The organism is Streptomyces sp. CWNU-52B (assembly GCF_047444975.1).
Lineage (GTDB): Bacteria > Actinomycetota > Actinomycetes > Streptomycetales > Streptomycetaceae > Streptomyces.
Genome location: NZ_JBLFJV010000057.1, coordinates 1 through 12,002, shown reverse-complemented (window position 1 = coordinate 12,002; position 12,002 = coordinate 1). Strand labels below are relative to the sequence as shown.

General features: G+C 71.1%; 9 protein-coding genes. 7 read left to right on the top strand and 2 right to left on the bottom strand.

Features of this window, described 5'->3' with window-relative positions; translation table 11 throughout:
* Positions 1 to 113: 113 nt before the first annotated feature.
* Both ACLVWQ_RS37150 and ACLVWQ_RS37145 read left to right on the top strand, forming a co-directional pair.
* Entirely contained in the window at positions 114 to 1,763 is a 1,650-nt protein-coding gene (locus tag ACLVWQ_RS37150) for a M4 family metallopeptidase (RefSeq protein WP_414113705.1), read from the top strand.
* Positions 1,764 to 1,835: 72 nt separating this feature from the next.
* Positions 1,836 to 2,339, top strand: a complete 504-nt coding sequence (locus ACLVWQ_RS37145; RefSeq protein WP_414113704.1) for a DUF1990 family protein — start codon at positions 1,836 to 1,838, stop codon at positions 2,337 to 2,339.
* A 95-nt stretch (positions 2,340 to 2,434) separates the two neighbouring features.
* Here the strand turns inward: ACLVWQ_RS37145 and ACLVWQ_RS37140 are convergent, their stop codons facing one another.
* A complete protein-coding gene (locus tag ACLVWQ_RS37140; RefSeq protein ID WP_414113703.1) occupies positions 2,435 to 2,917 on the bottom strand; it encodes a MarR family winged helix-turn-helix transcriptional regulator in 483 nt (160 codons plus the stop codon).
* Positions 2,918 to 2,981: 64 nt separating this feature from the next.
* Here ACLVWQ_RS37140 and ACLVWQ_RS37135 point away from each other — a divergent pair, with 64 nt between their 5' ends.
* The 3 genes from ACLVWQ_RS37135 to ACLVWQ_RS37125 are packed head-to-tail and all read left to right on the top strand — an operon-like array spanning position 2,982 to position 5,297.
* Positions 2,982 to 3,869, top strand: coding sequence for an NAD(P)H-binding protein (locus ACLVWQ_RS37135; RefSeq protein WP_414113702.1), 888 nt, complete (start codon positions 2,982 to 2,984; stop codon positions 3,867 to 3,869).
* Positions 3,866 to 4,429, top strand: coding sequence for an anthrone oxygenase family protein (locus ACLVWQ_RS37130; protein WP_414113701.1), 564 nt, complete (start codon positions 3,866 to 3,868; stop codon positions 4,427 to 4,429). The genes ACLVWQ_RS37135 and ACLVWQ_RS37130 overlap by 4 nt, the downstream gene beginning before the upstream one ends.
* Before the next feature lie 10 nt (positions 4,430 to 4,439).
* Positions 4,440 to 5,297 carry an alpha/beta fold hydrolase gene (locus ACLVWQ_RS37125; RefSeq protein WP_414113700.1) on the top strand — a complete coding sequence of 286 codons (858 nt, stop codon included), beginning with the start codon at positions 4,440 to 4,442 and terminating at the stop codon, positions 5,295 to 5,297.
* A 26-nt stretch (positions 5,298 to 5,323) separates the two neighbouring features.
* Here the strand turns inward: ACLVWQ_RS37125 and glgP are convergent, their stop codons facing one another.
* Entirely contained in the window at positions 5,324 to 7,942 is a 2,619-nt protein-coding gene (gene glgP / locus ACLVWQ_RS37120) for an alpha-glucan family phosphorylase (protein WP_414113699.1), read from the bottom strand.
* A gap of 591 nt (positions 7,943 to 8,533) precedes the next feature.
* Between glgP and ACLVWQ_RS37115 the strand changes: the two genes are divergently transcribed.
* Positions 8,534 to 9,757, top strand: a complete 1,224-nt coding sequence (locus ACLVWQ_RS37115) for a S8 family peptidase (protein WP_414113698.1) — start codon at positions 8,534 to 8,536, stop codon at positions 9,755 to 9,757.
* Between the two features lie 238 nt (positions 9,758 to 9,995).
* On the top strand, positions 9,996 to 12,002 hold a 2,007-nt coding region (locus ACLVWQ_RS37110; protein WP_414113697.1), incomplete at its 3' end, for an alpha-1,4-glucan--maltose-1-phosphate maltosyltransferase.

The following is a 12,002-nucleotide window of genomic DNA, read 5'->3' as shown; positions in this document are numbered from 1 at the left end:
TCACCTCGCACCACCCGGCTCCACCTCGCACGGCAGGCGCACCCGCACCGCAACTTCATCTCTGTCCGGCCACCCCCCCATACCGGCCGGACATCCCCCACGAAGGAGCTTGTGTGACCCCCCTCTACGCGCGTCGCAAGCGCACCACTCTGGCCATCGCCACCGCTGTCGCGGCCGGAGCGCTCCTCACCGCTGGTCTGAGCACCGGCGCCTCCGCCCAGACCCCGGCGGACACGGCCGGCGAGACGACGCTCGCCGCCTCCGCGGTGCCGCTGTCCCCGGCGGCCCGCACGAGCCTCATCAAGAAGGCGGAGGCGGCCACGCCCGCGACCGCCGAGGAGATAGGTCTCGGCGCCAAGGAGAAACTGGTCGTCAGAGACGTCATCAAGAACGCCGACGGCACGACCCACACCCGCTACGAGCGCACGTACGAGGGTCTCCCGGTCCTCGGCGGCGACCTGGTCGTCCACGAGACCAAGGCCGGTGTGACGAAGGGCGTGACCAAGGCGACCAAGGCCACCATCAAGGTCGCCGACGTCACCCCCGCCATCGCCAGGTCCGCGGCCGAGAAGCAGGCCGTGTCGGCCGCGAAGGCCGAGGGCAGCGAGAAGTCGGCCGCCGACCAGGCACCCCGCAAGGTCGTCTGGGCCGCGGACGGCAAGCCCGCCCTGGCCTACGAGACGGTCGTCGGCGGCTTCCAGCACGACGGCACCCCGCAGGAGCTGCACGTCGTCACCGACGCCGAGACGGGCAAGAAGCTGTACGAGTGGGAGGCGGTCAAGACCGGTGTCGGCAAGAGCCAGTACTCCGGCACCGTCACCATCGGCACCTCGCTCTCCGGCTCGACCTACCAGCTCAACGACACGTCCCGCGGCTCGCACAAGACGTACAACCTCAACCGGGGTACGTCCGGCACCGGCACCCTCTTCACCGACGCGGACGACACCTGGGGCTCGGGCGCGGCGTCCGACACCCAGACCGCCGCGGTGGACGCGCACTACGGGGCCCAGGCCACCTGGGACTTCTACAAGAACGTGCTCGGCCGCACCGGCATCAAGAACAACGGCGTCGCGGCCTACTCGCGCGTCCACTACAGCAGCGGCTACGTCAACGCCTTCTGGCAGGACTCCTGCTTCTGCATGACGTACGGCGACGGCTCGGGCAACGCCAAGCCGCTCACCTCGCTGGACGTGGCGGGCCACGAGATGAGCCACGGTGTCACGGCGAACACCGCGGGACTCAACTACAGCGGTGAGTCGGGCGGTCTGAACGAGGCGACCTCCGACATCTTCGGCACGGCGGTGGAGTTCTACGCGGCCACCGCGTCCGACGTCGGCGACTACCTCATCGGCGAGAAGATCGACATCAACGGCGACGGCTCCCCGCTGCGCTACATGGACAAGCCGAGCAAGGACGGCGCGTCCAAGGACAGCTGGTCCTCCAGCCTCGGCTCGGTGGACGTCCACTACTCATCGGGCCCCGCGAACCACTTCTTCTACCTCCTCTCTGAGGGCAGCGGCGCCAAGACGATCAACGGGGTCAGCTACAACTCCTCGACGTCGAACGGCTCGACGGTCACCGGGATCGGCCGCGACAAGGCGATCAAGATCTGGTACAAGGCGCTCTCCGAGTACATGACGTCCACGACGAAGTACGCGGGCGCCCGTACGGCGACGCTGAGCGCGGCGTCGGCGCTGTACGGCTCGACGAGCACGGAGTACAAGGCGGTCGCGGCCGCCTGGTCAGGCGTGAACGTCGCCTGACGTCAGTCCCGTCACGGGCGGGCGGTACCCGGGGCCCTCGTCGCCCCGGGTACCGCCCTACTCTTGGTTCCCATGCCCTTCACGTACGAGGATGTGGGCGCGACCCGCGACGGCCGGTGCCCACCCGGCTTCCACCCCCTGCACCTCCGCAGCCGTATAGGTGAGGGCCACGAGGTCTTCAAATCGGCCTCCCAGGCGGTCCTGACCTGGGAACTCCACAGAGCGGTCGGCGTCACGATCACCACGGACGCCCCCCACGCCACACCCGGCGCGGACGTGACGGTCGGCCTGGGCCGGATCAAGGCCCCCTGCCGCGTCGTCTGGACCCTGGACGAACCCCGCCGGGCCGGCTGGGCCTACGGCACCCTCCCCGGCCACCCGGAGTCCGGCGAGGAGTCGTTCGTCGTCGACCGTACGGGCGACGGCACGGTCTGGCTCACGATCACGGCCTTCAGCCGCCCGGCGAAGTGGTACACCCGGGCGGGCGGCCCGGCGACGCGGGGCTTGCAGCACGCGTACGCACGCCGGTGCGGGACGGTGCTGCGCCGGATGTGCGCGGACGACGAGGAGTTCTAGAGGAGCTCTAGAGGAGTTCTAGAGGAGTTCTGAGGGCGGACGCCCCTCGATCCACCCTTCACCTTTCACCCTTCACCGTCCATAGTCACCATCCATCAGCGCTCGGCCAGCTCGTCCGTCGCGCTGCGGCCGGCCGTCGACGTACGGCGCAGGAAGTCGGCCAGCAACTGGAGCTCGGTCTCGTCGTAGTCGGCGCAGATCTCCTCGACGGCGCTGGTCATCCCCGAGTAGAGCCCGAGGATCTCCGGGTTCCGGTCGCGCAGCGGGCGCAGGAGAGTGGCGCGGCGGTCGTTCGGATCGCGCTCGCGGGCGATCCAGCCGCCGCGTTCGAGCCGGTCGAGGATCCCGGTCAGGGTGGCGGGATGCAGCCCGGCGAGGCGGGCGAGGGCACTGGGACCCATCGGGCCGTGCCGGTTGATCAGATCGAGGCAGTCGATGTCGACGGTCTTGAGCTCCAGACGTGCGCCGACCTGCTGATTGAGCAGGGAGAGCTGGACGCCCAGCGCGCGCAACGACTCCCGGATCTCACCGCCCAGCCGCCTGCGCCGGCGAGCGTCGCCATGTTCTACGGAACTCATATGTTACGCTCCTCATAATATCTGCTCTACGGAGAACAAGGTATCCCGGACGGGAGTGTGCACCATGATCATGGTTACTGGCGCGACCGGAACCGTGGGCCGCGAGGTGGTGAAGCTGCTGTCGGCCCAGGGGGTCGAGGTGGCGGCTGTCACCCGCGATCGGGCCACCGCCGAGGCCGCCGCCGAGTTCGCCCCCGAGTTCGCCGACGGTGTCCGGACGGTCGTCGGCGATCCGTCCAGGCCCCGGTCGCTCGCGTCGGCGCTGGACGGTGTGGAGTCCATCCTGCTCAGCCCGCGTGCCGTCGGGGAGTCGAGCGCCGAACTGCTGGCGCTGGCGGGCGAACACGGGGTACGGCGGGTGGTGGTGCTGTCGGCGGTGACCGTGGAGTACGGCGGCGGGTACCGGCGCTTCGCCGAGGAGTTCGAGGCGGTCGAGGCCGCGGCCAGGGCCTCCGGGCTGGCCTGGACGTTCGTGCGGTGCGCCGATTTCGCGGCCAACGCCCTGGCCTGGGCGCCGCAGATTCGCGCCACGGGCGTCGTGCGGGGCGCGTACGGGGATGCGGCCACCTCGCCCATCCACCAGCGGGACGTCGCCGAGGTCGCCGTACGAGCCCTGCTGGACCCCGCCCACGACGGCCGCGCCTACGCGATCACGGGGCCCGAGTCGCTCACCCAGCACGACAAGGCCCGCGTCATCGGCGAGGCCATCGGCAGGAAGCTGACGTTCGAGGAGATTCCTCCCGAGCGGCTGCGCCGGGCGTTGCTCGCCCAGGGCCTGCCCGAGGACGTGCCCGACCGGGTCATCGGCTACGCCGCCGCCTGTCTGAAGCAGCCGGGGCCGACGACGGACACCGTCGCACGGCTCCTGGGCCGCCCTGCCCTGACCTTCGCCGACTGGGCGGCAGAACACGCGGCCGCCTTCCAGGACTTGCGGGACCAGGGGCCCTCATGAGGGGCGAACGGACGGCCACGGCACTGCGCTTCGCGACGCTGGCCTTCGCGGGGGTGTTCGCCGGATTCCTCGTCGCGGTCCTGGTCCTTGAGGTCTCGCTGCGGCGCTTCGACGGGTCGGTGTACACCCAGGTGCGACAGGTCGAACTGCTGCGACTGGACGACCTCGCCTCCGCCACCCTCCTGCCGGCGTTGCTGTCCACGGCGGTTCTGGCAGCGACGGCCGTCAAGGCGCGAGACCGTACCCGCTGGGCCTTCTGGCTGACGTCGACGGCATTCGCCCTGCTCCTGACCGTCCTCGCCACGACGCTCGCCGTCAGCCTCCCCATCAACGCGGATCAGCTCCACTGGAATGTGCAGGCGCCCCCGGCGGACTGGGCGAGTGTGCGTGACCGCTGGCAGATCGCCCACGCCGTACGGACGGCCGCCGCCGTGGTCGCGTTCGGACTCCTGAGCGCGGCGGCACTGAGCGGGCGACGGCCACATACCCCGACCCCGGACATGGACAGAGCGATGGCACCGGAGTCCACTGAACCGACGGTCATGAGGGGCAACGCGTGAGGGGGAGCACATGAGGGAGATCGAGCTGACCGCCGGGAGGATCGAGTACGAGGACACCGGCGGCGACGGCCCCGTACTGGTGCTGCTGCACGGGCTGATGATGGACGCCTCGTTGTGGGACGGGCCGATCGCCGACCTGTCCGCCGAGCACCGGTGCGTGGCACCGACGCTGCCCCTCGGCGCCCATCGTCACGCGATGCACGCGGGTGCGGACCTGTCGTTGCCCGGGGTGGCCCGGCTGGTCACGGAGTTCCTCGACCGGCTCGATCTGCGCGACGTCACCCTCGTAGGCAACGACACCGGTGGGGCGCTCGTCCAACTGCTCATGGGCGACGGCACGGCGCGCGTGGGGCGGGCGGTACTCGTCTCCTGTGAGGCGTTCGACAATTTCCCACCGGGGCTGACGGGCCGGACGCTCCTGCTGACCGGAAAACTCTCGCCCCGGATGTTCGGGCTGTTCATGCAGCAGATGCGGCTGCGGCCGGTCCGTCGACTGCCCCTCGCGTTCGGGTGGCTGACCAAGCGAGGGGACGCCGCCACCGCCCGGTGGACGAGACCGGTCATGCGGCAGCCCGCGATCCGCCGCGACGCCGTGCGCATGCTGCGAGCGTTGGCGGCCGACACCGGCCTCCTGCTGGCCGCCGCCGAACGCCTGCCCGGCTTCAACCACCCGGCACTCGTGGTCTGGGCCCACGGCGACCGAGTGATGCCACCGGAACACGGCCGCCGCCTCGCCGAACTCCTGCCCCAGAGCCGTCTGGCCGAGGTGGACGACAGCTACACCCTCGTCCCCCTGGACCAGCCGACCCGCCTCGCACGGCTCATCAGGGACTTCACCCACACACCCGACACGGTCCAGGAGCCGTGACAAAGCCCGAACGACAGGTGGCGCCCTCACCGCAGCAGTACCCCCGCCCCCTCCACCGCCCCCTCGGAAGGCACCGTCACCAGGCCCAGTTCCGCGCTGGAAGCGAGGAGGCGGTGGGTCGGGAGGACTCGGACCGTGTAGCCGAAGGGGCCCGTGCGGTCGAGGGCCAGGGGGCCCTCGTAGAGCCAGCGGCCCTCCTGGTCCGGGCCGCCCGCCGGTTTCAGGGGGAACGTCGTGCCGTCCGTGATGCGGTCCTCCGCGTCGACGCGGCCCGAGACCGCCTGGACCTCGACGTCGTCCGGGGCCAGGTCGCCCAGGCCGACGAGGACCCGCAGGGAGAGCGTCGAGCCCAGTTCGGCCGTCGGGGTCGCGGCCGTCGTCTCGACGTGGTCGACCGTGACGTGCGGCCAGGCCGAGCGCACCCGGGACTTCCAGCCCGCCAGTTCCCTGGACGCGGAGTGGTCCATGGAGCGGTGGGCCAGGGCCGCCGGTGTGTAGAGGCGCTCCACGTACTCCCGGACCATGCGGCCCGCCAGGACCTTGGGGCCCAGGTGGGTCAGGGTCCGGCGGACCATCTCGATCCAGCGGTCGGGCAGGCCGGCCCGGCCGAGTTCGTAGAAGCGCGGGGTCACTCGCTGTTCCAGGAGGTCGTAGAGGGCCGCGGCCTCCAGTTCGTCGCGGCGGTCGTCGTCGACCGCGGTGCCGTCCGCCGTGGGGATCGCCCAGCCGAAGTCGGGGCCGAACCATTCGTCCCACCAGCCGTCCAGGACCGACAGGTTGAGGCAGCCGTTGAGCGCGGCCTTCATGCCCGACGTGCCGCACGCCTCCAGGGGGCGCAGCGGGTTGTTGAGCCAGATGTCGCAGCCGGGGTAGAGCTTCTGCGCCATCGCCATGCCGTAGTCGGGGAGGAAGACGATGCGGTGGCGCACACGCGGGTCGTCGGCGAACCGCACCAGTTCCTGGACCAGGCGTTTGCCGCCGTCGTCGGCCGGGTGCGCCTTGCCCGCCACCACGATCTGCACCGGCCGCTCGGAGTGCAGCAGCAGGTCCATCAGCCGGTCCCGGTCCCGCAGCATCAGCGTCAGGCGCTTGTACGAGGGGACTCGGCGCGCGAAGCCGATCGTGAGGACGTCCGGGTCCAGCACCCCGTCGATCCAGCCCAGTTCGGCCGTCCCCGCGCCCCGCTGCCGCCAGGACGCGTACAGCCGCTCCCGCACCTCCACCACCAACTGCTCGCGCAGCGAACGCCGCAGCTCCCAGATGTCCTGGTCGGGGATGTCCGCGACGGCGTCCCAGCGGTCGGAGCCGCCCACCGTGAGGGCGTCCTCGGTCCGCTGCGCGCCGATCTGCCGGGCGCCGAGCCGGAACACCTCGGGCGCCACCCAGGTGGGGGCGTGCACGCCGTTGGTGACGGAGGTGATCGGTACCTCCGCCGGGTCGAAGCCGGGCCAGAGCCCCGAGAACATCTCGCGGCTCACCTGGCCGTGCAGCACGGAGACCCCGTTCGCCCGCTGGCCGAGCCGCAGCCCCATCACCGCCATGTTGAAGAGGTTCGGCTCACCGCCCGGGTAGGTCTCCAGGCCCAGGCGCAGGATGTGTTCGACGTCGATGCGCGGGAGTTCCGCCTCGGGGCCGAAGTGGCGGGCCACCAGCTCCCGGTCGAAGCGGTCGATACCGGCGGGCACCGGGGTGTGGGTCGTGAAGACCGTCCCGGCCCTGACCGCCTCCAGCGCGGCGTCGAAGTCGAGCTCCTCGTACGACAGTTCGTGGATGCGCTCCAGACCGAGGAACCCGGCGTGGCCCTCGTTCGTGTGGAACACCTCGGGCCGCGCGTGCCCCGTCAGTCGGCAGTACGTCCGCACGGCCCGCACCCCGCCGATGCCGAGCAGCATCTCCTGGAGCAGCCGGTGCTCACTGCCGCCGCCGTACAGCCGGTCGGTGACACCCCGTTCACCGAGGTCGTTCTCCTCGACGTCGGAGTCGAGCATCAGCAGCGGCACCCGGCCGACCTGGGCCAGCCAGATCCGCGCGTGCAGGGCCGTACCGCCGGGCAGCGCCAGGGAGACCTGGGAGGGCGTGCCGTCGGGTTCGCGCAGCAGGGAGACGGGCAGTTCGTTGGGGTCCAGGACCGGATAGTGCTCCTGCTGCCAGCCGTCCCGGGACAGGGACTGGCGGAAGTAGCCGTGCCGGTAGAGGAGTCCGACGCCGATCAGGGGTACGCCGAGGTCGCTGGCCGCCTTGAGATGGTCACCGGCGAGGATGCCCAGGCCCCCGGAGTACTGGGGCAGCGCGGCCGTGATGCCGAACTCGGGTGAGAAGTAGGCGACGGCGTCGGGGAGTTCGGACGGCTGGGACTGGTACCAGCGCTCCCCTGTCACATAGTCGTTCAGATCGTCGGCGGCCACGGACAGCCGCCGCAGGAAACGCCGGTCCTCCGAGAGCTGGGCCAGCCGCCCGGACGACACGCTCCCCAGGAGGCGTACGGGATCGCAGCCGGAGGCGGTCCAGCGCTCGGGGTCCACGGACTGGAAGAGGTCACGGGTCTCGGCGTGCCAGGACCAGCGCAGGTTGCGCGCCAGGTCGCTGAGGGGGAGCAGCGCTTCGGGGAGTACGGGACGCACGGTGAACCTGCGGATGGCCTTCACGGGCTTCCACCTTCACAAAGGACGTACCGGGCATGAAGAACGTACCGGGGCGGCGAACCGGAGCCTGGCCCCCGAGGGGACCGTGAGGGCCACACGTCGATGTGCGCCCTTCGTCTCGTCCCCCACGACGGTAGCGGCGAGAGTGCCTCCGCAACTACGGCGCACAGCGCGTCGCCCAAAGCGCGGGGCCGCTGCCGGGATGCTCCGGACCGCCCCGGCACCCGGCGCGCCCCGCCGCCGCGGGGCATGGACGGCACGGCCACGCGCCCCCCTCCCTCGACCCCGCGCCCCCTCGGCCTCTCGACGTCCCGAGCCCGACCCTCGGCCTCCCGACCCCTTCGGTCGGCTTGATGTCGCCGCAACCTTTGCCCGCCGCCCCGCCCACGACGACCGGGCGATATGGCCGATTCCGCCCCGCTCTGCGGCCTTGTGGTGCTTCACGTCGCACGAGAGGCTCCGAATGGCGATCCGGCCACGGCCTTCCCTGGCCCGTCCAGACCCGTCCGGGGTCCGCGAGCCCGCGAGGGCGCCCGAGCAAGGGCGCGCGCCCGCGGCCGGGGTCACGCCGAGTCGAGGAGGGGAACTCACACCATGGCAGTGACGCGCACACGGCGGCTGCACCGGGCGGGAGGCCTGGCCGCGGTCATGACGGCCGCGGCGCTTTCGGCGTCCGCTCTGCCCGCCCACGCCGCTCCCGAGGGACAGCTGTCCGACAGCGGGAGAGCCGGCTCCGTCAGTGGCTCCGCCCATGGCTCCGTCAGCGGCAGCTACATCGTGACGCTCAAAGGGGGAACCCAGGCTCCGTCGAAGGCGGGCAAGGCCCTCGCCACCAAGTACGGAGCGAAAATAAGCCACACGTACAGCACGGCACTGAACGGCTACGCGGTGCGGGCCGGCGAACAGCAGGCCAGGCGGCTGGCCGCCGACTCACGGGTGGCCTCGGTCTCACGGGACGCCACCGTGTCCGTCACGCACCAGCAGTCCGATCCGCCGTGGGGCCTCGACCGCATCGACCAGCGGGACCTGCCGCTGGACCGCAGTTACACCTGGCCCGAGTCCGCGGGGCAGGGCGTGACGGCGTACGTCATCGACACCGGCGTACGTGTCTCGCACCAGGAGTTCGGCGGCCGGGCCAGTTCCGGCTGGGACTTCGTCGACGACGACGCCGTCGCCCAGGACGGCCAGGGCCACGGCACACACGTGGCCGGCACCATCGCGGGCACGACGTACGGCGTCGCGAAACAGGCGCACGTCGTCGCCGTCCGCGTGCTCGACGACACCGGGGCCGGGACACTGTCGCAGGTCCTCGCGGGCATCGACTGGGTGACACGCAACGCCAGGAAACCGGCCGTCGCCAACATGAGCCTGGGCGGTCTCGCCAATCCCCAACTGGACGCGGCCGTACGCAATTCCATCGCCTCCGGGGTCACCTACACGATCGCGGCGGGCAACGACGACCTCCCGGCGAGCCTCTTCTCACCGGCCCGCGTCAAGGAGGCGATCACGGTCGGGGCGAGCGACCAGAACGACGCCAGGGCGTACTTCTCCAACTGGGGTCCCGGTCTCGACCTGTTCGCGCCCGGCGTGGACGTCACGTCCGCCTCCCCTGCGAGCGACACCGGCACGGCGACCTTCTCGGGTACCTCGATGGCGTCGCCCCATGCCGCGGGCGCGGCCGCGCTGTATCTCGCCGACCATGCCACGGCGGCTCCCGCCGAGGTCGGCGAGGCGCTCGTCGAGCGGGCCGCCGCCGGGACCTTGTCCGACCCGGGTCTCGGCTCGCCGAACAAGCTCCTCCAGGTGAACAACCCGTAGTCGATTGCGTATTCACAGACCGGCCTCGTCCCATGAATCCTCGGCGGATCGATGGCGGATCGATGGCGGATTCCCATCGGGTGAGGCCGGTCTTGTGTGTCGACATACGTGCGAGTAGTTAACACGGTGCCGGATTGCCCACCCGAAAAGGGTGGGAAGGCTCCTTCGACAACCACCGCAGGACCCACCTCCCCACACCCCCATCCGCCCACCCACGTTGACGCGGACAGGAGCGGTCATGCCCGCCACGCACCACCAGCCGTCACCACCCCCGACGCCCGGCACCACACCGGCCCCCGACCGGGGGAGGGAAGCCGGCCCCGCCGTTCCCACGCCGGCCCCCACCCCGGATCCCGCACCGGATCCGGCACCGGTTCCCACCCCGGATCCCGCACGGGAAGCCACGCCCGAGCCCGAGCGCGCCACCCCCGTCATCGGCCGCATCCCCGTCCTCGACGTGCGTCCTCTCGTCACGGGCGGCCGCCGTCCCGCGAAGGCCGTGGTGGGAGAGGCCTTCGAGATCTCCGCGACGGTCTTCCGCGAGGGCCACGACGCGGTCGCCGCGAACGTCGTCCTGCGCGACTCCGAGGGCCGCACCGGCCCCTGGACCCCGCTGCGCGAACTCGCCCCGGGCACCGACCGCTGGGGCGCCACCGTCTCCGTACCGCGTGCGGGCCACTGGACGTACACCGTGGAGGCCTGGGGCGATCCGGTCACCACCTGGCGCCACCACGCCCAGATCAAGATCCCGGCGGGCATCGACACCGAACTCGTCCTGGAGGAGGGCGCGCTGCTGTACGAGCGTGCCGCGGCCGGGGTGCCCAGGAGCAGGGGCCGGCGCACCGCGATCCTCACCGCCGTGGCCGCCCTGCGCGACACGGACCGCCCCGCGGCGGCCCGGCTCGCCGCCGCGCTCACCCCCGACGTGGACCATGTCCTCGCGCGCCACCCGCTGCGCGAACTGGTCACGGCCGCCGACCCGTTGACCTTGCAGGTCGAGCGGGAGCGGGCGCTGTTCGGGTCCTGGTACGAGTTCTTCCCGCGCTCGGAGGGCGCGGTGGTCGAGCCCGGCGAGGCGCCGGTCAGCGGCACCTTCAGGACCGCGGCGAAGCGGCTGCCCGCGATCGCCGCGATGGGCTTCGACGTGGTGTACCTGCCCCCGATCCACCCCATCGGCACGACCTTCCGCAAGGGCCCCGACAACACGCTGGACCCGGGGCCGTACGACGTCGGGGTGCCGTGGGCGATCGGTTCCCCGGAGGGCGGGCACGACGCGGTCCACCCGGACCTCGGCACGATCGACGACTTCGACGCGTTCGTGCGCCGGGCCACCGAGCTGGACCTGGAGATCGCCCTCGACTTCGCTCTCCAGTGTTCACCGGACCACCCGTGGGTGGAGAAGCACCCGGAGTGGTTCCAGCACCGGGCGGACGGCACGATCGCGTACGCGGAGAACCCGCCGAAGAAGTACCAGGACATCTATCCGATCGCCTTCGACCGGGACATGCCGGGGCTGGTGCGGGAGACGCTCAGGGTGCTGCGGTTCTGGATGGGGCACGGGGTGCGGATCTTCCGCGTCGACAACCCCCATACGAAACCGGTCATCTTCTGGGAGCAGGTCATCGCGGACATCAACCGCACCGATCCCGATGTGATCTTCCTGGCCGAGGCGTTCACCCGCCCGGCGATGATGCACACGCTCGGCGCGATCGGCTTCCAGCAGTCGTACACCTATTTCACCTGGCGCAACACCAAGCAGGAACTGACCGAATACCTCACCGAACTCTCCGGTGAGACGGCCGCCGCCATGCGGCCCAATTTCTTCGTCAACACCCCTGACATCCTGCATGAGTTCCTGCAGCACGGCGGCCGGGGCGCCTTCGAACTGCGTGCGGTCCTGGCGGCGACGCTCTCCCCGACCTGGGGTGTCTACAGCGGGTTCGAGCTGTGCGAAGGCGTACCGGTGCGCGAGGGCAGCGAAGAATACCTGAACTCCGAAAAGTACGAACTCCGTCCGAGAGACTGGGAGTCGGCGGAGCGGGAGGGCCGCAGCATCGCCCCGCTGATCTCCGCTCTCAACTCGATCAGGCGTCGCAGCCCGGCACTTCGGCAACTGCGGAACCTGCATTTCCACCGGACGGACAAGGAGGCGGTGCTCGCGTACTCGAAATCCGGCACGGACGCACGCGGCTCGGACACGGTTCTGGTGGTCGTGAACCTCGACCCCCACCACACCCAGGAAGCC